Source organism: Xanthomonas sp. NCPPB 2933 (genome assembly GCF_056725225.1).
Genome location: NZ_CM161518.1, coordinates 2,102,204 through 2,127,461, shown reverse-complemented (window position 1 = coordinate 2,127,461; position 25,258 = coordinate 2,102,204). Strand labels below are relative to the sequence as shown.

Genomic DNA, 25,258 nt, shown 5'->3' with positions numbered 1-25,258 from the left:
TGGATCATGTTAGAACTTTCTGAATTTTGGCTCAGTGCACTCTGAGTAAGCAATTCTACAAGAGCCACCATCGCTATCCTTACAGCTTTTCATTGCAAGATTAGTAGCAGTACGCTCATCAGCAGCACTTTGAAAAAAACTTCCCGTCCGTTGAGAAGCAGTTAAAGCAGCACATTGATTGCGATATACCAAGTTAACCTTACAGTCCCTTGCTCCACCTGAAGCGCACTGGTGAAGAGCCGCATCTCTTGCTTCAGTTTCAGATAGTTTTCCGACGGTAGTTCCAACCTCTCCCGTGGAGCTCGCACTTGCTATTGCGCCCCAAGTTTTAATCCATTCGCCAGTCGGTCTAGGTGGAGGTAATGGAGCATCTCCCCTCGAAGTACCAGAGTCAGATCCACACTGTGGACTTCCGGGCGCTACACCAACTGGACATGCCGTTTGAGCAGAAACTGTGAAAGATAAAAATAAATAAGCAACACAAATGATAAGAATACGATTCATACTTTCACCAACTCTCAGATTGGATATTATTTATTTCTGCGCCAAACCACGATTACCGATATTTGAATCTTGCGAAGGTGTTTCAGAACGTACAACGTTAGGATTTAGGGTAGTGTCTTTGGAATTCTCCTGTCTAGAATCCCTAGACGGCGCAGCTGGCGTCTGCGACCTACCACCACTACCGTCCTGACTTGCCTTATCCAACTGCCCCAGCGCCGAGTACGCCGTGAACTGGCCCAGCGTGCCCTGGAAAAAGGCTGCTGCCATCGGTGGAGCTGTAAGAATCAAGGTCGTCAACACCAAGCCCAGTCCTCCCTGCTGCAGCGCCATGCTGCTGATGCCTTCACCGTTGCCGTTGTTGAGTGCCCACTTCGTCAGAAACGCCACACCCACCGCTCCAACCACCTTGGTCGCCAAGCTCACAGTGAAGGTCAGCACCGACAACGAGAACATTGTGCCTAATCCGTATAACAGCCATTTGCTGAACAGCGACTTCGTCGCCTGGAACAGCAGGCACAGGATGAACAGGGGTCCGAAGCCCACCACCAGCGCCATCGCCAGCTTGTTCAGCAACAGCATCGAGCCTGCAACCACGCCAGGCCCTGCCATGCCGATGCCCGTAAACCAACGTGCGCGATTCTTGGAGTCCTCGCTTTCTTCATCTCCGCCCGTCTTGATCTGGTCCAGACCTGTCAACACCATCTGCATCAGCATCAAGTTCTGATCGATCGACTTGTAGGGGCTATCTGAGTCCCCTGTTACCGTCTTGGTGATCGCCGAGCTAATTCCGTCGGTCAGGGTCCAATACAGTTGCGGCGAGCCCTTGGCCATGCTCGTCGCCAAACCGATAATCAATGCTGCCCGCAGCGCCGTCACTACCAAGCCCATCGCCGCCTCGCGCGACTGGCCGGTCACGATGCGGTAGCCCTGGATGAAGATCCAAAGCGTCAACACCGTCAATGACACCATACCGACCCAGGCCGTCGTGCGCTGCAACAACTCCCACTGAAAAATCGAGATTTCGTCGCGAAGGTAATCATTGATCAGACGAAAAAATTCGTATTGGGCGATATTCGTCAGGAAATCACTGATATTCATAAGTCATCACATCCACTGAGACGGCTGCGCCGTGGGGCATGCTGCCCGAGTTGAGTCCATTGCAATACACGCGTCCACCACAGTGAGTGCGCATTACTTACTCTCATCGATCATCAACGGCTTGTACCCATCGGGCTTGTCGCTTTTGATGCCCTCGAATGCAACTTTCATCGCCGCGCCGGCGGCGACCGTCTTACCCAGGTTCAACAAATCGTCGGGTACCCAGTCCGGAACCCAGCTCCAACGATTGCTTTTTGGTGGTTCCTTGCCGGCCATTGCCGCCTTGGCCGCAGCTGTCTGTTGCCCAGTCAGGTAGGCAATGCGCTTGTCATAGGCGAACATTGCCGATTCCATCTGCTGGCGGTCGATATCCATCATCGCCTTCAGCGCCAGCAGCTTGTTGGTGTTGCTCTCCAACTCACCGATCTTCTGGTCGCCGATCTTCTTGCGCTCATCCTCGATCGTGCGCAAGCGTTCAAGGCGCTTGGTACTGATCTCGTACATGGCCACCACGTAGTTGTATTGCGAGTTCAGCGTGCGTTGAATCAACTCGCACGATTCTTTCTGCGAGTCGGACACAGGCGTTCCCTTCGTTGAAGCCGCACACGCCGCCACACCCTGATCATCGGGAATCTTCTCGATCTTTTCCTTGGGCTTCTCCACTTCCTTGCCGCTGGATTCTTTGCCATCACCATTCTTGATGGTCTGGTTCTTGCGAATTGCTTCGGCCTTTTCGTTCAGCGTCTTATCGACGACTTCCCACTGCGCACTGGCGGCTCCGGCCATGCAGAGCAGCACCAGTCCCGTGAACATCCGAGAAAAATGTCTGAACTTGGTTGTCATGGTGTTCTTCGCCTCCTGTGACACAGATGGATACATTGCCGGGTGAGTTTGTTCACGGATATTGGATTTACGCATCTTCGACCTCCTTGTCTTTAACAGACTTGCGCTTCCCAGAGCCCTTGCGGTTGGCATAGAAGTCCTCCAACCACTGCTCCGGTGTCAGTTGGTCAACGCTCACACCTAACTTAGCGGCCTTACCGGCCAAGATCTGATGCATGATCTCGATATTGTCGGTTGAGGACGAAATCACCGACAGCGCATCGTCCATCCCGCGCAGGTTGAGCTGGCACACCGCCGAGGCATGGCCTTGCTTGACCAGGAAACAACGCGAGCGCTCGTCCAGCGAGACCACTACCTGGTACTCGGCATCGGTCAGCTTGAGGCCTTCGATGTAATCGTCGCGACTGGCGTTGGGGTTGGGCAGCAGCACCATCGTGGCGGTCTGCTCGATCAGCGCCGCAGCGATATCGCTGGCCAGGGCATCTTCCGGGCTCTGCGTGGCGAAGATGCCCAGACCGTTCTGCTTACGGATGGTCTTCTGCTTGTTCTTGGCGAATTCCTTCAGGCCCCCCTTGCCATCGAGGATCTTCCAGAACTCGTCCATTACGTAGATCAGCGGCCGGCCGTCGATCAACGCTTCCAGGCGGTGCAGCAGGTAATTGATCACCGGCACCCGCACTTCGGCGTTGTCGATCACGTCGGTGTAGTCGAAGCCGATGATCGAGGCGCGCGTCAGGTCGATGGTATCGACGGGGTTGTCGAACACCCAGCCCAGCGAGTTACCCGCCGTCCAGCGGCGCAGACGCGCATACAACCCGTCGTCGCCCATGTTGGGCAGGCTCTTGCGGAAATTGCTCATGCTGCGCAGGTGCATGGGCGTATCCAGCATGCCCTCCACCGCACGATAAATGTCTTCTTCCTCGCGGGCGCTGTACTCGGGCTTGCCGCCCAGCACCTTGATCAATTCGGCGAGGAACTGCGTGTTGGCTTCATTGCGCTCGCACTGGAACGGGTTGAAGCCGGTCGGTACGCCATTTTCCAGCGCCAGATAATTGCCGCCGCACGCACGCACGAAGATCTCCGCGCCGCGGTCCTTGTCGAAGAAGAAAATGGTCGGGATCGGATCGAACTTCTGTACCTGGCTCAGCAGAAAGTTGATCAACGCCGTCTTGCCGGTACCGGACTTGCCGATGACCATCGTGTTGCCGATCGCCTTCTCGCCAAGGGAATTCTCGGCCGGATGCGTGGCGTGGAAGTTGAAGTAATACGGCTGCCCGTTAGTGGTCTGCAACGTGGTGACGCAGTCGCCCCATGGGTTGTTGTGCTGCTTGCCCTGGGCGAAGTTGTGCAGCGGCGACAAACCGAGAAAGTTGAGCGAACTCAGGTTGGCGATGCGCGTGCGGAAGCGCCAGTTGCCCGGCAGTTGCGCATAGAACGAAGAAGCGATTGCCAGATCTTCCTTGGCGGACACGAAGCCGGCGTTGGACAATTCGGCACGTGTCGTCGCGATCTGCCTGGCCAACTTCTCCTGGCTATCGGCATAGACTGCCAAGGTAAAGTGATATTCGCCCAATACGAAGTTACCGGAGGCCACGTCGTCCATCGCCAGGTCCAGGTCGCGGATCTGGCTGGACGACTTGTCGCCCGACGAAATCATCATTCCCTTGGTGCGTTCCAATACCTTCAAGGCATCGTGGCGCCCGACCGGGCTGAACGAATGCGTCATCACGTATTCGAAATCAAGATACTTCAGGCCATTGAGAATGCCGGGATAGGTTCCGTCGGCATATTCCTTGACGTTGAGGATCGCACCGAAATGATTGATGCCATCCGGCGTGCGAATGACAAAATCGCCGGTCTTGTTGGCAAACATGTGCTTACTGACAGGTAGATACGCCGGAACCGGCGCTTGCAACACCGGGACGGGCTCGTCGATCCGGTTGAGCAAGTAGCCGAGGAACTCCAATGTCTCGGAGAACACGACGCCATTCTTGGCTTCATACATGCCAAGGCGGTAAGGCGAATAGTCCTTCAGCACTGCTTCAACGTTCGTGGCTAATTCGACGATCTTGGAGATGGCCTGCTCTTCCTCAGCCCTGATCTTGTCTGGATTGACAGACTTCTCGACCAGACGTCGTCCGGTAACGACGGGACGATAGATCATGCTGAAGTACAACTCGTTTTGCATGATTTTTTGCGAGGATAGCGCTGCGTAATACTCGTCAGACAGCGTCTGATTGAAGGATTGCTTGAAGCGCCCGCCAGTCCCAATTTTCCGACGACGGCGAACGTCGTGAACCCAGAACGCAATATTCGCGAAATCGGGTGCACGCAAGGTTTGCAGCAACCGATTAAACGTGTTGTGCCGCTGCTCGAGCTCGAACTCGTCACGCCCAACGAAGGGCAAGCCAGCCAGATGCCAGATCAACAGATAGTCGCCTCCGGTCGTCTTGACGACGGACGGTGCAACGTGTGTCGAAATGGAAACAAATTCGCCGATCGGACTGTCTGGACTAAACATGGTCTTACCAAGTTAAGAGAAAAGCATCACACCAAGGACTATCGGAAAACACCAACCCCGCGCCGATTTCGCGCGCGGGGTTGGTTGACGGTTCACGTGACTATCGCGATTTACCAGGGGGGGTCTTGCGATATTCGTTTGGGCTGAACACCCACATTCCAGAATAACGCTGAAGGTTTCGAGCACGCATCCGGAACAGCAGCCGCAATCCGAGCAACCTGAAAATCATCTCGTCACGCTTGGCCATCTGTTGCATGGCAAAGATGATGACGGGGATGGTGAACAGGTACCAGAGATTGATGTACATCCCCAGCAGCAGGCCACCGCCGGCACCGATGAAGAAGGGGATGTAAGGCACCCCCAGAAACATCGCCGGGCGGGTGCAGCCGCGGAAGAGGACGTCTTTATGCATAATGCTGAACGATCTGCATCAACGCGCTGACTCCCTCGCAACTGTTCCCTTCACCACCCTCCTTGTTCTGAAGAATCATGTTGGCGATCTGGCCAGCTGCGCCAATCAGAACACCACCGATAAGGATCGGGGAAACCTCGGAGATGCGCTTGTGCGCGAAAGCAATCTGATAGCCTGCGACGATGACGGCGATGGTGACTACGGCGATCGAGCCCATGTTCAGCAGCTTGGTCACATTGTTCAGGAATCCGCAGACCCGGGTATCCGTGCCGCCGAGGTCATCCGTCGCACCAGCGCCGCCAGCCACCAGCAACAACGAGGTGAACAGCAGTGCCTTCACTGCCTGAGTGCCAACCATCTTGGCATCTGTCATTGTCTTCTTGTCGATTTCAAACTTCATGTCTAACTCCTTGGGAACAGAGGGGGTCCAGCAGCCATATCCTTGGCGATTTTCCATCCTAAAAAACAAATGCGCTATCTACTTGCGGAACCGCCTGTGGTGCACGCGGCATTGAGACGGGATTTGCGGGTAGATCAGTCTGCGTCGAGGCCTGAGGTGCGACGGCGGGCAACGCCACCCCACGCCCCTGGCCTGTCGGCTTTATCACATACAACTCGTTCTCCGCCGCAGGAGCCACAGGGGTGGCCCGGCTCGGCAGAGAGTAAGGTGCTGACGGTACCGATAGCATAGGCCCAGACGGTGAAGCCACCGTGTTGCCCGCCCCGGATAGATCCTGAATACGACGCGCGACGATCGCATCTGCCAATTCGGCGGCCGCCTGCTTGAGCGGATTGGCAGGCCGCAACTGCACCTGGCGGGTCGGCACGACCGCAATGGGCTCGGGTCCAGAGGATGCTACCGACTGACGAATGGATGCATAGATCTTTTGGACATAACCATGTTTGAAACCGGTCTCGAAGTTGCCGGAGTAGTAACAGCTGAACGACTTGCCCCAATTAGCGCCTGAGCGCGAATGGCACTCCGCTAAAATCCTTGAAGCAGCGACAAGATTGGGGCATTTGTCGAATGCCATCTCATAACTGGTGAGCCCGTACTTCTGCAGGTTGTAGCGATTGACCTGGCCTAGTCCGAGGGAGAAGTTGTAGCCTTTCTGCTCCAGCATCTTGGCAGTAGCCACTGCTTCAGCCAAACCCCGTGGCTCACGCACTAACCGCCCGCCAACCACACCGATGGCATACGGATTGCGCGATGACTCGACACGGACAACGTGCTGCATTACCTCGCCAGGAACAGCAAGTCCAGTGCACCCCATCAGTTCCATGCCAGGCAACATGTCATTACTCCTTGCAAAACCAAACCAGCCCCAACCAAAAAATTTACCTCTCAACCGCCGCGCAAGGTTCTCAGAGGATCGAAGTCGATGCCTGTGATGAACCGCCGTCCCGCGTGCGCCTTGATATGAACCACGATGTCGATGGTCATTCTCAGCAAACGCTTGATCACCTCGAACTCCAGACCAGAGCCTTCGTTCGATGCCTTCACCATCAAGGCCAACTGGTCCCAGGTCTGCTCGACACTACCGGCGTGGCAACTGGTGATGGAACCCGGATGTCCCGAAGCGCAGTTACGGATGAAGTAGAACGACTCGTCACCGCGCAACTCGGCCAGGATGATGCGATCCGGCTTCATGCGCAGACACGCCTCCATGCAACTCTTGGCAGTCACGTTGCTGGCGCTCTGCCCGCCCTTCGAGTACAGCAGGTGCACGGAATTAGGCTGACTGATAAAAAGCTCTCTAGCGTCCTCAATGGTCACCAGGCGCTCTTGGTTCGGAATATGATTGACCAACGCCTTCATGAAGGTGGTCTTGCCGCTGCCTGTAGCCCCAGCCACAACCACATTCTTCTTGTACAGCACGCACTTTTTAAAGAACTCGGCATAGTCACGCTTGCGGCGTAACTCCAGCAACTCCTGATCATGGTCGCTGACATCCGCAGACTGTTCCAGCACCTCGTCGAAAAAACCGTCGTGTTTGTATTGCTCCAGCGACTTGGTGTGCTTGGAAGGAAGCCGGATCGTGATGGATACCTTGCCGGCATCACATGCCGGCGGCATCACGAACTGCGCGCGCTGCCCGGTCGGAAAAGTCAGTGACACCACCGGGTCGGCGTCAGTAATACGTTGCCCGGTATTGCTCTCGTTGACGACCGCCGTACAAAACTGCCGAGCACGGTCGTAGGTGAGGGACGGCACATCAACCCGCTGCCACCCATGAATGGTCTCAAGATACAACTCACCCGGACGATTGATGCAAATTTCGGTCACGTCAGGCGAATTCAGGTAATCCAAGATTCCCAGCACTGAGTACTGGTAATCCAGGAAGTCGTTCGAAATGCGCGCTGTCGGGGAATCATCGATCGTCATGGCAGCCATGTCATTCACTTCGGCAGGACCGCCGAGAAATCGACGTCCTTGGCAACATAAACGTTCAACACGGTGCCCTGATTGATCGTCAAGGTTGCCGGACGGCGCCCAGACTTTTCGACAGCCTGCTCGGCAAGCTGCTGCATGCTGCGGGCGGTATTACTTTCAAAAGGCTGCTGAGTGACGATCCCGCTGCCGACACCGATCGTGGTCGTTTCTGGACCATATTCGGCAGCCGCATATTTGAAGGCATCGCTCAGCAGACTGATGAACAGCGCCGATGCAATCTTGTTGCCCCAATGGGCGTTGTAGTTGCCTGGATGGCCAGCGCTGCCCAACGTATCAATACCAGGCCCCACGAGCGTGACATCCAGCCCGGTCGGCGTGGTAACCCGATCCCAGACCACCTGCAGGCGCCGTGTCGTTGGCTCTCCGGCGCCATACTGACCAAGCATCTTGGAACCCTTCGGCAGCAGCAGGTTATGCCCGTTGATGGAGTACACCGGCTCGGTCACGATGCACGATGTATAGCCACCGAAATCGGAAATGATCCGGGTCTCGAGAATGCAGCGTATGTAGGTACCGCGCACCAATAAACCATCTGGGTTGCTGATCGGCTTCGCCAGTGTGACAGCAGTGTCATCCTCTCCGGGCGCAGCTGGCGGACCAGGTTGCCCAGGCATGCCTGCGCCGTTCGCAGCGGATTCGGCGAGGATTCGGCGCTCCAACAATGTAGGACCGCGCTGACGTTCCGGCGCAGAACCGGCCTCTTCGCTATCAACAGTCGGCATCGGCGGCAGTGGCGGCAGACTCGGCTGCTGCGCGAGAGGCACGGGTGCCTCTTCGACGGGCGCAGTCATATTTTGCGGTAGCGCAGGCGCCACAACAGTCTCAGCTCGCGGCTTCGGCGGTGCCGAATCGTCCCCACTTTGCGTTGCTAGCCAGAAGATGACGAGAATCAGCAGAGCGGCGATGGCAGCCAGAAACACGAGCGCCTTACGGTTCAGCCGCTTGATGTCGCTGGAGCGCAGCACCGGCTCATTAGCATCCAGGTCAGGCGTGGCACCTGCCTGTTGACGTGCAAAGTACGGGTTGTTGCGCTCATCGTACTCGCCGTTTCGCGGCTCTTCCCCGCGGTTTGCCGGGGAGTGATCGTCTGGGCTGTTTGGAATATTCGAGTTCACTTTTGCTTGTTCCTTCGCAGACCGAGGACGTTATCGCCGTGGCGAACCACCAGGAAAGGATAGGTCCCATGCACAATCAGGGTATTGCCTTCCACCGTCGTATTGACGAGAAAATCCTCGGCATGTTCTTTCTCTCGAGCGAATACCGCAGGGAAATTCCCAGTCGGAAAACGCGTCAAATCCATGTTGATGTAAGTAAACTTGCCATCATCGTACACCCGGCTTGGAATCAACCAGGATTTCTTGGTACGCGTGGAGTAATCATAATCATAGTAGTAACGACGATCCTTCAGAATCTTTGCGTTCAACAGTGGACCTTTCTTCGATGTGTCTGCATCTTCCACGTTGTTGAAGCTCGTGTCTTTCGGGTAGGTAAACACAACTTTGTATTGAACACCCGCCTGCTTCGCCTGCTCGAGGCGCTGCCAATCTGTTGCAACCACCTTGAGCTCAAGAATATAGGAATGCGTCGCCGTACGAATCATCATGTTCGTGTCGACGTCGACGTTTTTGGGTTTCAGATAAAATACATTCTCACGCCGAGTGAGTTCCCAGCCACCAGTGAACCCGGTGCTGTAGTCCAGGATTTTCTCATTCGGGCTTAGCTCGACCTGAGTGGTAATCCCCAGACCCGTACGCACCTGATAGATACGATCAGGCGCATATTCGTATTCCTGAACCACCTGCGCCGCTGCTGAAAAAGCACATAGTGCAAGTGGCAGTGCTGAAAATAACGCAGCCCTGTACCGATTAAAGAGTTTCATCGACCGCTTGCTCCATTGACATTATTCGGCGTCCCTTGGGGTTGAATCGCAGGCTGACCCGGTGGCTGCATCTGATCGGGAAACGCTGGCTGTGCTTGCTGTTGCGGCACGCCACCCTGCGGCAAGGCTCCTTGCTGGAGCGGAACGCCGCCTTGCGGGACTGCACCAGAGACATTTGCCGCATTCGGATCGACAACGCCCGTGCCAGGCTGCTGTGCCGCTGCTTGAGGCTGCGCGTTGATGACGGCACCAGCCGCAGGCGCTGCTGGCAGCGAGGAGTAGTCGTTATCGACCCGATAATCTGTCACCCGAAATCCAAGGGGATTTTCGACACGCAGGCTATCACTCATCTCCAGATTGTCCTGATAGACGAATCCCATGGTCGCAATTTTGTTATCGAGCAGCGTGGAGAGCGTTGAATTCTTGTCATATACGGTTCGCTGGAAGCGCACGGTCGCACCTTTGTAAGGTTGCCCTTTCCCGCCAATCAGCGTGATACTCAGGATATTGACGCGCACTGCACGAAGCTTGCCGTATATATTCAACGGCCGTAGAGGATTGTTTGAGGAATGCAGTGCGCGATATTCGTTTACAACATTTGTCGTGCCCATTGCTGACACGGTATTCCAGTCACGTTGACCGATGATCGACAAATCGAACGATTCGCGGGCAATGATGAAGCGTGCGATATTGCTGCGCGCCAAGGCCTCACTCGTCGTGATCGTCCGCCCACCAAAATTCGCTTCAAGCTTGGCGATAGTGCTTGTGCCCGAATAGGCGTCTGCCATAACCAGATAGGGCACTTTCTCCTTCAACGGCAGCATGTAGTAATAGCCGCCCGCAGTCATGACCGTCACGACCATCGACAAAGTCGCCACAATCCAAGCACGCTTTTCACTGCGGCGCGCAAGATCAGCGATGCTCACCTCGTAATTAACCGCCTTCTGGACGGCTGCACCGACTTGGGCAGATCCATCTTTCTCACTGACCTTCTTACGCAACATGTCTAGATCCGTCACCGTGGGGCCTTGTCAGGCCTGAAACTGTTGCCGCGATGGGTTGCGGGCATCTGGGAGGCATGGACGTCCTTGTAAATGTGATGCCACAGGTGCATCGCATCAGTCGACCCGTCCTTAAAGCTTGGATCCGGTTGATACCGCTACGGGCTGCACGAGCAGCTTGTTGGCAGACACTGATACCGAGACTCCTTGCGCCGCGTACACAGCACTGAGCTCAGTGGCGGCCTGCTGCACGCTGGTGGTGCTGATATTCGAAACTGGTGCGATCAGGGTGTAGTCCGACGGCAAGTTGTAGGACAACTGCATGTTGGAGTCTGCGGCCCAACGCTCAAGCATCGTCTTCAGCGTGCCATCCATCGGCGTGGCCTGATACGTGTAGGAGGTGTAGAGCGGAATTTCGGTCGGGGCCTCGTCAAAGTGATTGACGTGCTTCCAGCGCCCGCCAAAGTCAGGAGCAGGCTTGGTCGCGCAGGCGCCAGCCAACATGGCAGCCGCTAACACCAATGACAGCTTGGACACATACATCGGATTCACTCTGACTTCTCCAACTCAGGAAATTTCGGGCTTGATGATGGGCAGCACTGCGGCCCCGCGCACCTAACAGTGGCGGAGCTATGAGGGCTTTGAGAAACCGGTTGGAAACGCGAGGCGCACATGACCCGCCCAAGCGGGCGAAGCAGTGCAGCGCATACGCGTAGACAAAGATGAGCACACAGAATAACCATCCATAGCCTTACTCCTATACGACCCCGTCCGGCGCCGCCCCTTAACAAAAAATCAACAATGCAGGAATTTCGGGTAACTTTGCCCTTAACGGACACATGAGTCAAGAATTACCCATCCACACATGCACCTGAAAAGTGATGGATATCACACTCTAATGGAAAGCGTTTTCACGTCCGTCTTGGGCAGCAGTCGCGCAGTGAAGTAACGATCTTCGTAGTAGCGGATCTTGTCGCACTTCACAGGATGCGGAATACCTTCATACAGGAACACTTCTTTCTCGTTGCCCATTGCCTTGAGCTCCTGGGGAAGCATCAGTGCACGCCGCTCTTCGGAAACACTACGGGTCGTCTCTCGGCCCCGGGTGATGTTTTTCTTCTTGATCGTCGTGTAACCCAGCATCTCCGAGTAGTCGTTCGCGTCCTGCTGCTCGCGCGGCGCGTACAGGATCTGCAGCGCGTGGTTGGTGATGATGGTGCGCGACAGGTCTTTACCGTATGTCGCATCCAGCTGCGCCATGCTCTGGATGATCGGCAGCAGCCTGAGGTTGTACCCCGCCATGTACGCGACCGCGGTCGCGATGATGTCGACTTTGCCGATTGAGGTGAATTCGTCCATCAACAACAAGCACTGGTACTTGAGTTCCGGATTGGACTTCGGAAGCTCCCGCGTGTTGAGGTTGATGATCTGGCTGAAGAGCAGGTTGATGATGAGCCTGCTCTCGGCCAGCTTGTTGGGCTGGATGCCGATGTAGATGGTCATCTTCTTCTTGCGAAGATCGGTCAGCATGAAGTCGTCAGCACTGGTTGCCGCATCCAGTACGGGGTTGATCCATGCGTTGAGCGGCTCTTTCAAGGTGCCCATGATCGATGCAAAGGTCTCATCGGCTTGTGACAGCATGTTGGCAAACGCCGAGCGTGCGTTGCTGCTAAGGAATCTGCGCTCGGAGAGTGACTTCAGATATTTCTTCAGGTCTGTGCCATCTCCGGACGACAGCCGATAAATGCCGCCGAGCGTGGGCGCACCTGCGCCACCAGGGAAGCCAAGTGACAGTTCCTCATCCTGGTTTTCGAACAGGTACAGCGCGAACGCCATGAACGCGTTGCGCGCCTGGCTGACCCAGAACTTCTGGTCGTCCGACCCGTCCGGATACAACATCGCCGCAATGCTCATCAGATCCGAGACGCGGAACGCCGGATCATTGGAGACGTAGGTCAGCGGGTTCCAGCGATGCGTTCGGCGATCTTCAGCGAACGGATTGAACAGGAAGACCTCATGCCCCTGACTGGCGCGCCAGCCACTGGTCAGATCGAAGTTTTCCTGCTTGATGTCCAGGACAACGATCGATTCCTGATATTCGAGCAGATTGGGGATGACCACACCAACGCCCTTGCCGGAGCGCGTGGGCGCGGCAAGAATCACAAATTGCTGCCCGCTCAGTCGCACCAGCTTGCCGTTGAACTTGCCGACGACAATTCCATTACCGCTCGGCTTGAACAACCCGTGCTTGGAAAGATCTGCGGCTCCGGCAAAGCGCGCGTCACCATGCAGCGCACGTGGCTTTGGCTTGAGCACAAGCACAACCGTAATGGCCCAGACGATCCCCGGCAGACCAAAACCGAGCACGCCCGACATCTTGATCTTGGTCGCGTAAGGCGCCACTTCCGGCAACCCCAACGCGCTGACGTAGCGGTAGTAGGTGTCCCAGGAATACAACCCGGTATCGAGTCGCAACAGCAGCAATGTCAGATACCCGGACAGGGCATATCCAACGAGCAACGTCACCGCAGTGGCGATTGCAATTATTTTAGCTTTGGACACGCGACCCTACTCCTTAGGCTTACATCTCGACGGACGTCTAGCGACGGACAACCGGCTTGTGATCGATCAGATCGGACTTGCGCCCGCCGCTTTCGCTCTCGACCAGCGAGTCGATCCAGACCTTGGCTTGATCCAGGGAGAGATCCGGCGTTATCCGGGTGCCGGCGTCTGTCACAACGGCATATGCCACCACCGTGTCAGGCGCGTAGATTTCTTCCCGGGTGATTGCCACCACACGGTATCCCCCTCTGGTCAGCACGGTGTGCTGATACTCGTCCATTGCCAGCCTTCCTTTCGTCAGCGCGGAAGCGATGCTAAAGCAAGACGTGTGATGGAGAAAGCGGTTTCAACAACGCTGACAGATCCGCAGACCAGCCTTATGCACACGGCGCGTGCCGATGGCTATATTGAGATCGCAGCAAGATGATCGTGTTCAAACCACTCAAGTCGCCGTGCATCCGGACTTGGAGTGGTGGGCGGTACAGGGTTCGAACCTGTGACCCCTACCATGTCAAGGTAGTGCTCTACCGCTGAGCTAACCGCCCGTTTCCTGCGTCAGCATTGCGCTGTGCAGGGCGCGCATTCTAGCGCAGGGTTTCGCGGGCCACAAGCCCTCCCTGCACGTGAGCACCCTGCCCCGCCCTACGCCAGGCTCGCCGCCTTCAATTTCTGGATCTGGTCGCGAATCTGCGCTGCCGCCTCGAACTCCAGATCCTTGGCGTGCTGGTACATCTTCTGCTCCAGGCTCTTGAGCTTGCCGGCAATCTGGGCCGGCCCCATCGCGCGGTAGTCGACAGTGTCTTCGGCGATCTGACGTGACTTCGAACGACCCTTGCCGGCTTTCTTCTCGGCGGCATCCTCGCGCGCGCCTTCCATGATGTCGGAGATCGGGCGCTGCACGGATTTCGGCGTGATGCCATGTTCGAGGTTGTACTCGACCTGCTTCTCGCGACGACGGTCGGTTTCGTCGATCGCCGCCTGCATCGAACGCGTCATCTTGTCGGCATACAGGATGGCCTTGCCACGCAGGTTGCGCGCGGCGCGCCCGATCGTCTGGATCAACGAACCAGTCGAACGCAGGAAGCCCTCCTTGTCGGCATCCAGGATAGCCACCAGCGATACTTCCGGCATGTCCAGACCTTCGCGCAGCAGATTGATGCCGACCAGCACGTCGAATTTGCCAAGGCGCAGATCGCGGATGATCTCCACCCGCTCCACGGTGTCGATATCCGAATGCAGGTAGCGCACCCGAATGCCGTGCTCGCCCAGGTATTCGGTGAGGTTCTCGGACATGCGCTTGGTTAGCGTGGTCACCAACACGCGATCGCCGAGCTTGATGCGCTCATGGATCTCGGACATCAGGTCGTCGACCTGCGTGCCGACCGGGCGGATCTCGACCACCGGGTCGATCAGGCCGGTCGGGCGCACCACCAGCTCGGTGATCTCGCCTGCAGACTCACGCAGTTCGTATGGACCCGGTGTGGCCGACACGTAGATGCTGCGCGGCGAGCGCGCCTCCCACTCTTCGAAACGCAGCGGCCGGTTATCCAGCGCGGACGGAAGACGGAAGCCGAATTCCACCAGCGTTTCCTTGCGCGAACGATCGCCCTTATACATCGCGCCGATCTGCGGAATGGTCACATGCGACTCGTCGATGACCAGCAGCGCATCCGGCGGCAAGTAGTCGAACAACGTCGGCGGCGGTTCGCCAGGCGCTTTGCCGGTGAGATGCCGCGAGTAGTTTTCGATGCCGTTGCAGAAGCCGACTTCAGCCATCATCTCGAGGTCGAACTGGGTGCGCTGCGCCAGGCGCTGCGCCTCGACCAGCTTGTTCTGCGAATACAACTGCTCCAGCCGTTCCTTGAGCTCCTCCTTGATCGTATCCACCGCACTGAGCGTACGCTCGCGCGTAGTCGCGTAATGCGTCTTGGGATACACGGTGTAGCGCTGCAACTTGCGCAATGTTTCGCCGGTGAGCGGATCGAACAAGGTCAGCTGCTCGATGTCGCCGTCGAACAACTCAATACGCAATGCCTCGGTGTCCGACTCGGCCGGGAAGACATCGAGCACTTCGCCACGCACGCGGAACGCGCCGCGCGTCAGCTCGAATTCGTTGCGCGTGTACTGCAGATCGCTGAGATGACGGATCAACTTGCGCTGATCGATGTGCTCACCAACTGAGAGGATCAAGCGCAGCGACAAATAGTCTTCCGGCGCGCCCAGACCGTAGATCGCCGAGACCGTAGCCACCACCAACGAATCGCGCCGCGACAGCAAGGTCTTGGTGGCGGACAACCGCATCTGCTCGATGTGCTCGTTGATCGAACTGTCCTTCTCGATGAAGGTATCCGACGACGGCACATAGGCCTCGGGCTGGTAGTAGTCGTAGTAGCTGACGAAGTACTCCACCGCGTTGTTCGGAAAGAACGACTTGAACTCGCCGTACAACTGCGCCGCCAACGTCTTGTTCGGGGCCATCACCAGGGTCGGCTTCTGTACCTGCTCAATCACATTGGCGATGGTGTACGTCTTACCCGAGCCAGTCACGCCCAACAAGGTCTGCTTGGCCAGGCCTGCTTCGAAGTTGGCCACCAGCTTGTCGATGGCTGCCGGCTGGTCGCCGGCTGGGGAGTACGGGGATACGAGCTGGAAACGGTCGGTCATGGAGCGGTGCCCTCACATCGACTTTCAAGTATAGCGACCGTGAGATGACGGCTTCGTTTGCACTTTTCCTACAAAAACATCGGAGTCACGGCAGTGACGCTTTCTTCGCAAAGCGCCATTCTGGATCAACGAATCTTCAGAGCACTGGAACATGAGGCTGCATTGCAACCAGAACGGCATCGGTATGATTGAAATGATCGCTGTGTTGCTATCAATGGCAGTGCTTGGTGCCATCGCGACACCATCATTGATAGCGTTGCGCGACGCTCAAATCACCAGAGCACTGATGCTCGATGTGTCAAGTCACTTGGCAATGACAAGGTCAGCAGCCATTACACACGGGGTCGATGCGTTGATGTGTCCACTTGGGAACGATCGGCAGTGCGCGGACACCCACGACTGGAGCCAAGGGTGGCTGATCTACCTGGATCCGGATGGCAATCGATTACCGGACAGAGACAGCGACATCATCTTTGGCTACGAGACACGTAATGCTGACCGTACGCGCCTATCGACGTCTAAGGGCAGAGAGCGAATCCGGTATCTATCCAGTGGGAGAACGGTAGCCAGCAACGCAACCTTCTACATCTGCAGCGGAAGCAGCCTCAAAGGCCGCATCATCATAAATATGGGCGGCAGAGTGCGCTCCAGTCGGCCAACCTCGCCCACGGACTGCCCAGCCTGAAAAAATTTGAGATAGGACTTGCGGACGCAGCGGAGACTCCCTATAATTTGCCTCCCCGCCCGAATAGCTCAGCCGGTTAGAGCACTTGACTGTTAATCAGGGGGTCGTTGGTTCGAGTCCAACTTCGGGCGCCAAGATCAGAACACACAGAGGCCGCGCATTGTCGCGGCTTTTGTGCGTTCATGCGTAGTAAGAGAGCAAATTTCACTACCCTGTGTCGTTGCCCAAATCCATACAACGCGCAAATCGGTCACGGCGCCGGATCAAAACTTACCGACAACTAGTCCCGCTCCCGGCAGGCCTGCAAAGTCTTCAGCAGACCAAGAGACGTCAAATACCTTGGTAACGCAATGCGTGTTCGCGCATTATCGCGAGAGCTGGGTCGACCCCGCGCTCATGGCTCGACCCATATTATCCGCCCCACGCACTGTTCCGCTTTCAAAAGTTGCATTCGCCGCATCGGTTGAGGATTCACAATGCCGAATTGCTAGGCAACTCCATAGAACTCAGGAGGCAACGACCAACTCGGTCAATGGCCGACCATGATGCTGGCTATGATTAAAGGCAACCAGCCGACCTGATGACCTCGTGCATATAGCTTGTTCCAAGCAAACTACCGAACTAGACGCTCGATTGCTGCTGCTACGCGTTACCAGCACTTGCTAGGCCCATCGGTTCCGGTTGCTCCACGCGTCCCGCGCTGATCGATGCTAAGCGTCCCACATTTAGCGTCCACCTGACGCGTAGTCGGCACAGCTTGAATTACATATGCTCGAGCAGTGGGATCGCCCGAGAATTGAACCCCGTAGAAATTCGTCAGCCCCTCGCAGGCAGCGGGAGCTGCGGCACCTACATAAGTAAGCCGCGTAGTGTAGTACCGCTCCATTAACTGCGCTCGCTCCAGCAAACAGCTAGCCGCCGCCGCACGCCGTGACTTGACCACATATTGACTATAACTGGCCGTAGCAATTGCGGCCAGGATAGCCACGATTGCCACCACGATCATCAATTCCAGCAATGTGAAACCTTTCTGTGCAGAGAAGTGTCTCTGCCCCACACCGAACGAGTTCATTTCGCGACATACAGACATTGATCAATCCCCTCTCTTTACTTCTCGCCAAGAAACGCGGCCCACATTGCGAACCTCTTGAACATTTACGGTCGCAGATCCACCTGATGAGCCACCGACAGCTGCCACCCCCTGTAGCAAGCTAGCCTGTGTGGTCATGCCAACTCCGAGATTGACAGAGCCAATCGGGATCTTGCTTCCATCGCCGGCAGTCAACACGTCGTCATTGAAGCTGCCGTTACCATTGACATCGAAGTATGAAATCCTGGTGCTAGTGCCAGTAAATGCGTCCAGTGAGTTCAAATACCCTGTTCCGTCAGGCGTGCAAGCGCTCGCTGTCGGTATGGCACTTGAAAAAGTAAGAACGTCACGTCGGAGCTGGGCACCACTGATTACCCGCTCCCCCTCAGCCGACTGACTAGGAGGGGTGAGTAGATCGACATACCAACCCTTGGAAGTGGAGGGCAAAGCTGAGTTCGCCTCAAACGAGCGGCTCGTTCCGTCGACAAGAACCAAACTACGGGATGTCAAGTTTACCCCGTCGCCAGAACGACGCTTGACCGTCCCGTCCTCTACAAATCCATAGATGCTCTGAACAGCTCTGCTGGTCATATCACCCGTCGTCATCAGCCGACCGGTACCAAAAAATATCCAGGTCTTAAATGTCGTGGGATGCATGGCAATCGTAATACCGCCGGTGATTGGCTGCCGCACAGCGGGGTTCGATCCCGTGTAGGTGGCGCTGAAGATCGGCGCGCTCCCGGAAACGCCCCATGAGGTGGTTCTCGCTGCGGACAAATCGAACTTCCAAACGTTCCCGAGTAAGTCTCCTGCATACACATAATCCACCGTACCGCTACCGTCGGAATCCCAACCGACCGGCTCTGATAACCCATTTGAATCCGGACTATCGGTCACAACAGAGCCAACGTTGGTATCGATTTTTTTGATGAGAGCACCCGTATTAATGTCATACAAGAAAAGAACGGCACGGCCATTGGTACTATTGACGCCATTACTGACGACAACAGCCGTGCTACCATCATTGAGTCTGGCTATGAAAGGCTTGCCTTGTACAAGCCCCATATCAGCGTCATTCCTTCCGACTTCCCACTTGAAATTACTCACGCCAAAGGTGGCCGGATTCGTAACGTCGAGAGAAAAAATACCCTTCCCCCCCTTCCCCAGCGCGCCAACCAAGAGGTTCTTATTCGGAGTCTGAGTACGGTCGGAAACGATAATCGGGCCATCGACAAAGAAGCGATGACCATAATCCGGCCGACTCAGCGATCCCAGATCAACCCAGTTGATACTATTGGGGATAAAGCCAAACAGCTCGACACCATTTGCAGCGTTGAAAGCATGCAACATGCCATCATTAGCACCCACATATAGCGTATCGGTATCTTTGACATATGCCGGAGAAGAACTGACCACGTCACCAAGAAGATGAACCCGGTTGCGCAAGGTCCCTTGGTTTTGTAGTTCAAGCGAGCGATTACCTCCGAGGTATGCCGCGTTGTCCGTCCCTGTTACGGGATAATTACTTACCCCTGTCCTAGTCAGATCCGCAACTTGCTGGGTAGTAGCCGAGGCGGGAAACGCAAGCCCGGCCGCTCCATCCGAAGTAAAAACCTTCCTATTATTCACAGGAATATTTTGAGACGCGGTCCAGCTCGCTGCGGTCGCAATTCGACCATTGGTAATTGCATACGACGCCAACTCACCCGACCAAACACCGGATACGTAAGTGGCTTGATAGAGACGGGTATCTGCATTGACCGATGTTGAATTTGCGGAAATGTTTGAGAACGAGCCGGTCCGCTGTACGACTGCATCCAATGCTGCCCGCAAACCACGAGTAAACTCATCTGGGTCGCTTGCAGCAACGAATCTACCGCGCCCGTTCACCGAGGCATGCCATAGATCATCGATAGTCGTGACATTATTTGCGGTCGGCGCCCCCCAAGAGCGCGTCCCATCAGTGAGGCCAGGAAGATCGGTGTTCGGATTAAGCCGCCCCTTTAATCCAATTGAAATACCGAAAGTCACCATATGCTGCCAGAAGCCGGGGTCGGCTGCCGTGGTTGGCACTATGTTACTCATGTCCGTACGCAGATCTTGCTTCCAATAACGCATCGCGACGTCCGCGAGCGTGTTCGAGGAACCATCGCTATACGGCGCAGCAGCTTTGTAGGTATAGGTAGGGGCATTGGGATCCGGCCTCGCAATAGCAGCGCCATCAGTTCCGTCCTGATTTCCACCGGAACTAAAATTATCATCCCCGTTCCAGTACCCATCAGTTGTCAAGATCGTAAAATTTTGACGACACTGAAGTTGATTCGAGCCTGTTTCTGGCCCATATGGACCGTTCCTGCCATCACTGGAGTAATATAGACCGGCATTATTCAGCGCACTACGAAGCGGCGTACCATCTTCAGCCTTGGCACCAAAAAGACGATTAAACCAGCGTGCGCGGTTGTTATTTGCGCCAGAAGCTCCGCTAGGGTTATCAAATAGACCTTGATTGTACGTCACGGGAATTGGAACCGACTGCGTCGGCCAATTTCCAGTCGCATCATCTCCGTTACGGCCCCAAATGGTCCTGAAGCCAACGCGAACATCCGATCCAAGTCCATTGAACGCAGCCGCCGCACCGCCTTTTGCGGTCTTCGTCCGTGTACGGTAATAGGAGTACCAGATGGCGAAATTTGATCGCTCAGCTGCATCGTCACGACCAGTGGGCCTTGCGTATGTGCAATTCCGCCATCCCCACCCCGACGTCGTCGTGTCACAGCCTGCTGACTGCTCACCGTTATTATTGGTGATGATATCGTAACCATACTGGACTGAGACACCCGAATAGCTTGAGCCCCCGTATACCAAAACACTGTACGTACCTGCTTCCGGGGTAGCAAAACTGCAAGTCTCCGAATTTCCCTCACTTGTTTTACTACAATCGGCTGAAATCGGTCTCGCCTGTGCATTCCGGCTAACGTACAAATCGGCGCATCTCGAAAATCTACTACAAGACGCGGCACTACTTATGCTTATAACCAAATTACTCGCATTGGCCGGCACGGTCACAGAGTAATAAGTGTTGCTGTCACGATTACCCCTCAAACCGCTAACCAGCACGCCGCTATTTGGAGATGTGGTAACTACGCCTTCGAGACGCTCACTCCGCACGACCTTGTCATTCGTCAAAATTTGATAGCGATAATACTGCCTGACATCCGACAGATCAGTAGCATCAGCTTTAGGCATATAGAACGTCTGGGTCGACGCACTTAAATCCACCGTTGAACTTACCGTATTTGCCGCAGTATTTTGCACAAAAAGAGCATTACTGTAAGCGGATTCCATGGTCGTTCCGCCAGTTAACGGCGCACCAGTCGAATCTACCCACGGCTTATAATCCGCATTTGGATTGTAGTATATCGTGTTTGTTACATAATTTTGATCATAAATTGCGTTTACATTGACATCTGTCGTCAAATAAGTATTATCTCTCGTCGTATTATCGCCTGTTGGCGCGCTCGCGACACCGCCCCCGCTCATACTTGCGATGTCCGGATTATACATATAGCGCCACTGCATTGATCCCGAATCATCGAGAACAAAAAGAAGGTTAGGCGGTACGCGAGCGGCCGTTGTTAGCGGCGATGTTGGCAGTGTGATACCCGCGTTTACGGGAATCGCGAGCAGCGTCGCAAAATAGGCACACGCGACCGGCGTGGCTCGTGCGAACAAGCGCCGCCAAATGGAAACAGGCTGGCGTCCGGATTGAATAGCTGACATGACGCCCCCTTATTGAACGATATAGTTTGTTTGCAACATCACTGTTGCTCGACCGTCTGCATTGGCAATTGCGGTAATTCGGAAGCGCGGCGCAAGGCATTGTCCATCCAGCGGAAACTTGCGGTCGCAGCCCGGCCATGTCGGCGCTTCGCCCATGTACTCGATAATGTAACGAGCATTTGGCGTTGGAATTGCGTCTTCACCAAGATTATTTCTAGCATTTCGCCACCCGTTGAAGCTGGTATCCAGCCACCGATCTGCATCTGCGGCGACAGGAGTACCGCATATTCCGTTAGCACAGCCGCTCGATGGCACAGAGCTGACCGCAGTGGCATTTGCAAGCGCTTCACCTTGTCGCAATGCGGATTCGGCCGCCTGAAAACCCAGACTACGATCATAGAGATTTGCGCTCATACGCTCTTCCAGCGTGGTCGTACGCAACACAGCTAGGCCAAGCAGAGTCATCAGCAACAGCAGGATCAAAACGACAATCAGCGACGCCCCATGCTGAGGGACTGTGGGATGGACACTCCTCTTCATGGATTACGATTCCGTAGACTGACGATGTGAATCAACTGGCGCTCAATTCCGCCCTCGGCACCTACTGACCCTTCAGCATTTGAAATACTCAATGTGATGCGCGCTGCCGTTACATTTTCCCAATCGCTCGCACCTAGAGCGCTAGCGGCCTGATAGCTAGCTTTTCCATTCACAAGATAGAGCAAGCTGAGATTTTTTACGCCCTGTGCGACTTCTTGTGTGGTAACTGTTCCATTTGCTGTCGCAACCTGCTGATAAAGGGCTGGCCCATCGGCGCCATTCCCGATATACCACCGCGATGCATGCAGCCTCACCAAGACCGAATTGGGAGCCGTGTACGCAAACTTTGTTCCGGTCCCGCAATCCAAAGGCACACCCAAGCCCAGGGTGCAGTTACCAGGGGTTCCTGCCAGCCCATGGAAGATATCTTTTCCGCTCACGGAAGAGACTTGAAAGACCGAAGCTTGTCGTGCATTACACACGACCGCCAAGTCACCCGCAGAAATTCCGTGACCAGCAACATTGACAGAAAACTTACCGGTTGCGGTGTCATGGGCGGTGATCGTAGTGACATTCTCATCTGCGGCAAAGAGCTGAACAGCCTCGGTGGAGGCAACACGCTGCGCTACCGCTGTGCCAGTGACAAGATCGGCGGTGGCCTGACTTGAAGAGTACCCCTGAAATGCATCGCCCCATCGATTAAGGTTGCTCCACCAGCTTGCAGTGGAGTTATTCAATACATTCGAAATAGGCAAATTATTGACGCACGGATTGCCTGCCGCTTCGCGCACATCGCGCGCCATCAATTCGAATGCGGTGCGTACGCCCTCCTGAACCCTGCCAAGACTCTCTGTGGCACGGTATGTCCTGCTATTTGAGAGAAAGATCCCGATTGCGGCGCCCACCACGAGAAGCCCGAGAAACATTGCCACCATCAACTCGATCAAGCTAAAGCCTGACTCGTTGGCATTCCTCATTGAACTCGCACTCATAGTTGCACCTTCGTGGCAAACACTTCTGCAGTGCTGCCTTGCGCTTTGCCACTCGCAGTCGCGTTGGTAGACCGACTGTCATTCCAACGAAGAGAAACTTTACAGATATCCGTGGCACACTCAATCTTGCCGCACACATCTGTGTCTGGCGTACCATCAACTCCAAGCGTGGCACGCCAGCTTTTTATCCATGCCGCCTGATCGAGAGCGGCCAGCGAACCACTCCCGTCGGTTGTACACAAAAATCCAGCAGTGTTGTATGCCCCGGCAAGCGCCGCCTGACGGTTTGCGCGCATTGCATCCAGCACGGTGTAGGTTGAAATCACCGCCTGACTGCGCTCTAGCGAACTTTGGCTGTTACGTAACGCCGCAGCCTGCATTGCCGCGATGCCAAGCAGACCAATCGCCATGACCAGCACGGAGATCATCACTTCGATAAGTGTGGTACCCGAATGCCCTCTGGCGTTCTGCACAGACCGGCCTGACGCGCCTCTATTTGCACTCGAAATAATCATTGACAATTCTCAGCCTTTTTCTTTATCAGCACACGAGCGCCGCTTATTAAGCTGACAACGCGAGCATTCTCTACAGGACGTGCCGCATCGATGCATAGGGTAATAGCTGCCGTGGAGAGCATTCCACCCGCTGCTCGCGCCAGGCCATCGGAGCTGAATGTCACTGCAGATACATCAGCTACCACCTTAACTTTTGCAGTTCCGGAGACGTCGCTCAGTACCTCGCCATCATTATCCACCCGAGTAATCCAGCGACTCCAGGTCGTGGTCCCGGAACAATTCACTCCGTCACTCGACGCACAAAGGCTCACCTTGCGGTTGAGTCGAATTGATTCGGAGCGAGCATGCTGCAGCGACGCAACCATGGAATTAGCTTGAGTTGTCAAGCGGCTGCTGTTAATAAGCGCACTGAAGCTCGGCGCTGCTATTGCCGCCAAGATGGCCAAGACCGCAACGGTCACAAGCAGCTCTAACAGCGTAAATCCGCTTGCCTTCAACACGCGGCCCGGAGACGGGCGGCGAAAACCAGGAAGATGCATCGGAGATCCCCATCCCCATATTGACGTCTAGTACGGTAGAGTCAAGCTCATGCGGGCACCAGCGACTACCGACAGGCGGTTAGACTGCCAGTGCGAACGGCCGACTAGTCGCCATCCACTCTCCCGCCAAGTGAACAGCATGCTGAATTCCTCAGCTTCAACTGCCTCCGCCGTCATTGCCCCTCTAGACTTGCTCTTACAGCCACGTGTGATCGCGTACGTGATTCTGACCGGGGAAATGCTGGCTGCAGTACTCACGCTGGCTCCAGGAATCCGGGAAAGTCGATGGATCTATTTTGGGCTGACCTCACTGTTGATTCAGTGGATAAGTATATTGACGCTTGCAACACTCCATGTCTTGCGACGTCAACTGCGCCCATTGCGGCCGAACACAATCGCGAATCTGTCGCTAGCTACACTAGTTGCAGTAGCCGGAGTCGCCTGCATCATTGTCTGGGCCGTCTTTGGCAACTTGCTTAGTCTTCTCGGTGGCAGCTGGTGGGGGTTTTGGCTACAGGTCAACGGAATTGCGCTTACGGTCGGACTGCTGGGCCTGCTGGCATTTCAAAACCACTGGAGAACTCAGCAGATGGCGGTTCGCGCAAAACAGGCTGAACTAGATGCCTTACAAGCACGAATTCATCCGCATTTCCTGTTCAATACTTTAAATACAGGAGCCGCACTGGTGCATCAGCGCCCGGAGGCTGCCGAGCGCCTGCTGCTGGATTTATCGGATCTTTTTCGCGCAGCACTTGCCGGCCCTAGCCAAATGCTCCTTGAGCAGGAGCTCTCCCTGACGAGACGCTACTTAGAAATAGAGCAACTACGACTCGGCACACGCCTACAAGTAGAGTGGCAACTGCCGACACCATTGCCAATAGTGCTGGTGCCGACACTCTGCATCCAGACACTGACCGAGAATGCCATACGCCACGGTGTCGAACCGGCGACCGAAGGGGGCACTGTCACGTTATGCGTCACCGCAACCAACAACCAATTGCAGATTCAAATTACCAACAGTTTGCCAAATGCACTGCCGGTCAGCAGCAACGGCCACCGTATCGGATTGAATGCGGTACGCAGTCGCGTAGAACAATTGACAAATGGAATTGGAAGAGTCCACACCACCATAAAGGATGGTCGTTACTTCGCGACCATCCATTTACCTTGGTCATGAG

23 protein-coding genes and 2 tRNA genes are annotated in these 25,258 nt (G+C 55.4%); 3 read left to right on the top strand and 22 right to left on the bottom strand.

Annotation, left to right across the window (positions count from 1 at the left end; all coding sequences use genetic code 11):
• Positions 1 to 9: 9 nt before the first annotated feature.
• The 16 genes from AC1PLU_RS08700 to uvrB form a co-directional block, all read right to left on the bottom strand.
• Positions 10 to 504 carry a DUF4189 domain-containing protein gene (locus tag AC1PLU_RS08700; protein ID WP_481108216.1) on the bottom strand — a complete coding sequence of 165 codons (495 nt, stop codon included), beginning with the start codon at positions 502 to 504 and terminating at the stop codon, positions 10 to 12.
• A gap of 30 nt (positions 505 to 534) precedes the next feature.
• A complete protein-coding gene (locus tag AC1PLU_RS08695; protein ID WP_481108215.1) occupies positions 535 to 1,602 on the bottom strand; it encodes a TrbL/VirB6 family protein in 1,068 nt (355 codons plus the stop codon).
• Between the two features lie 93 nt (positions 1,603 to 1,695).
• Positions 1,696 to 2,520 (bottom strand): hypothetical protein, encoded by an 825-nt coding sequence (locus AC1PLU_RS08690; protein ID WP_481108214.1) that lies wholly within the window; start codon positions 2,518 to 2,520, stop codon positions 1,696 to 1,698.
• The gene (locus AC1PLU_RS08685) at positions 2,513 to 4,966 is read right to left on the bottom strand and encodes a VirB4 family type IV secretion/conjugal transfer ATPase (RefSeq protein ID WP_481108213.1); all 2,454 of its coding nucleotides are present in this window, start codon (positions 4,964 to 4,966) and stop codon (positions 2,513 to 2,515) included. The genes AC1PLU_RS08690 and AC1PLU_RS08685 overlap by 8 nt, the downstream gene beginning before the upstream one ends.
• A 100-nt stretch (positions 4,967 to 5,066) precedes the next feature.
• Positions 5,067 to 5,378, bottom strand: coding sequence for a VirB3 family type IV secretion system protein (locus AC1PLU_RS08680; RefSeq protein WP_115040416.1), 312 nt, complete (start codon positions 5,376 to 5,378; stop codon positions 5,067 to 5,069).
• Complete coding sequence (locus AC1PLU_RS08675) at positions 5,371 to 5,778, bottom strand: TrbC/VirB2 family protein (RefSeq protein WP_115040417.1); 408 nt, start codon at positions 5,776 to 5,778, stop codon at positions 5,371 to 5,373. Before AC1PLU_RS08675 ends, AC1PLU_RS08680 begins: the two co-directional genes overlap by 8 nt.
• A 58-nt stretch (positions 5,779 to 5,836) precedes the next feature.
• Positions 5,837 to 6,661, bottom strand: a complete 825-nt coding sequence (locus AC1PLU_RS08670) for a lytic transglycosylase domain-containing protein (RefSeq protein WP_481108490.1) — start codon at positions 6,659 to 6,661, stop codon at positions 5,837 to 5,839.
• A 62-nt stretch (positions 6,662 to 6,723) separates the two neighbouring features.
• Entirely contained in the window at positions 6,724 to 7,773 is a 1,050-nt protein-coding gene (gene virB11 / locus AC1PLU_RS08665) for a P-type DNA transfer ATPase VirB11 (RefSeq protein WP_174705872.1), read from the bottom strand.
• A 5-nt stretch (positions 7,774 to 7,778) separates the two neighbouring features.
• Entirely contained in the window at positions 7,779 to 8,948 is a 1,170-nt protein-coding gene (locus AC1PLU_RS08660) for a TrbI/VirB10 family protein (RefSeq protein WP_481108212.1), read from the bottom strand.
• A complete protein-coding gene (locus AC1PLU_RS08655) occupies positions 8,945 to 9,712 on the bottom strand; it encodes a TrbG/VirB9 family P-type conjugative transfer protein (RefSeq protein ID WP_006449258.1) in 768 nt (255 codons plus the stop codon). Before AC1PLU_RS08655 ends, AC1PLU_RS08660 begins: the two co-directional genes overlap by 4 nt.
• Complete coding sequence (locus AC1PLU_RS08650; RefSeq protein WP_043889824.1) at positions 9,709 to 10,716, bottom strand: VirB8/TrbF family protein; 1,008 nt, start codon at positions 10,714 to 10,716, stop codon at positions 9,709 to 9,711. The genes AC1PLU_RS08655 and AC1PLU_RS08650 overlap by 4 nt, the downstream gene beginning before the upstream one ends.
• A gap of 129 nt (positions 10,717 to 10,845) precedes the next feature.
• Positions 10,846 to 11,256, bottom strand: coding sequence for a TcpQ domain-containing protein (locus AC1PLU_RS08645; protein WP_006449256.1), 411 nt, complete (start codon positions 11,254 to 11,256; stop codon positions 10,846 to 10,848).
• A gap of 345 nt (positions 11,257 to 11,601) precedes the next feature.
• A complete protein-coding gene (locus AC1PLU_RS08640; RefSeq protein ID WP_481108211.1) occupies positions 11,602 to 13,275 on the bottom strand; it encodes a type IV secretory system conjugative DNA transfer family protein in 1,674 nt (557 codons plus the stop codon).
• A gap of 37 nt (positions 13,276 to 13,312) precedes the next feature.
• Positions 13,313 to 13,555: a hypothetical protein gene (locus AC1PLU_RS08635; protein ID WP_115040421.1), complete on the bottom strand. Its 243-nt coding sequence runs from the start codon at positions 13,553 to 13,555 to the stop codon at positions 13,313 to 13,315.
• Positions 13,556 to 13,745: 190 nt separating this feature from the next.
• Positions 13,746 to 13,820 (bottom strand) — tRNA-Val (locus AC1PLU_RS08630).
• A gap of 97 nt (positions 13,821 to 13,917) precedes the next feature.
• Complete coding sequence (gene uvrB, locus AC1PLU_RS08625) at positions 13,918 to 15,939, bottom strand: excinuclease ABC subunit UvrB (RefSeq protein WP_115040422.1); 2,022 nt, start codon at positions 15,937 to 15,939, stop codon at positions 13,918 to 13,920.
• A 151-nt stretch (positions 15,940 to 16,090) separates the two neighbouring features.
• Between uvrB and AC1PLU_RS08620 the strand changes: the two genes are divergently transcribed.
• Positions 16,091 to 16,624, top strand: a complete 534-nt coding sequence (locus AC1PLU_RS08620) for a GspH/FimT family pseudopilin (RefSeq protein WP_481094566.1) — start codon at positions 16,091 to 16,093, stop codon at positions 16,622 to 16,624.
• Positions 16,625 to 16,681: 57 nt separating this feature from the next.
• A tRNA-Asn gene (locus AC1PLU_RS08615) sits at positions 16,682 to 16,758 on the top strand.
• 515 nt (positions 16,759 to 17,273) lie between these two features.
• On the opposite strand, the gene AC1PLU_RS08610 is transcribed toward AC1PLU_RS08615, so the two are convergent.
• From AC1PLU_RS08610 to AC1PLU_RS08585, 6 genes are all read right to left on the bottom strand, one after another.
• Complete coding sequence (locus tag AC1PLU_RS08610; protein WP_481108489.1) at positions 17,274 to 17,630, bottom strand: type IV pilin protein; 357 nt, start codon at positions 17,628 to 17,630, stop codon at positions 17,274 to 17,276.
• 87 nt (positions 17,631 to 17,717) lie between these two features.
• Entirely contained in the window at positions 17,718 to 21,494 is a 3,777-nt protein-coding gene (locus AC1PLU_RS08605; RefSeq protein WP_481108210.1) for a PilC/PilY family type IV pilus protein, read from the bottom strand.
• Between the two features lie 9 nt (positions 21,495 to 21,503).
• Positions 21,504 to 22,034: a pilus assembly PilX family protein gene (locus AC1PLU_RS08600; RefSeq protein ID WP_481108209.1), complete on the bottom strand. Its 531-nt coding sequence runs from the start codon at positions 22,032 to 22,034 to the stop codon at positions 21,504 to 21,506.
• On the bottom strand, positions 22,031 to 23,011 hold the full coding sequence (locus tag AC1PLU_RS08595) for a PilW family protein (RefSeq protein WP_481108208.1): 981 nt from the start codon (positions 23,009 to 23,011) through the stop codon (positions 22,031 to 22,033). Before AC1PLU_RS08595 ends, AC1PLU_RS08600 begins: the two co-directional genes overlap by 4 nt.
• 11 nt (positions 23,012 to 23,022) lie before the next feature.
• Positions 23,023 to 23,541 (bottom strand): type IV pilus modification protein PilV, encoded by a 519-nt coding sequence (gene pilV, locus AC1PLU_RS08590; RefSeq protein WP_481108207.1) that lies wholly within the window; start codon positions 23,539 to 23,541, stop codon positions 23,023 to 23,025.
• The gene (locus AC1PLU_RS08585; RefSeq protein ID WP_481108206.1) at positions 23,538 to 24,080 is read right to left on the bottom strand and encodes a GspH/FimT family pseudopilin; all 543 of its coding nucleotides are present in this window, start codon (positions 24,078 to 24,080) and stop codon (positions 23,538 to 23,540) included. Before AC1PLU_RS08585 ends, pilV begins: the two co-directional genes overlap by 4 nt.
• Before the next feature lie 139 nt (positions 24,081 to 24,219).
• Here AC1PLU_RS08585 and AC1PLU_RS08580 point away from each other — a divergent pair, with 139 nt between their 5' ends.
• A complete protein-coding gene (locus AC1PLU_RS08580) occupies positions 24,220 to 25,257 on the top strand; it encodes a sensor histidine kinase (RefSeq protein WP_481094559.1) in 1,038 nt (345 codons plus the stop codon).
• The last annotated feature ends 1 nt before the right edge of the window (position 25,258 follow it).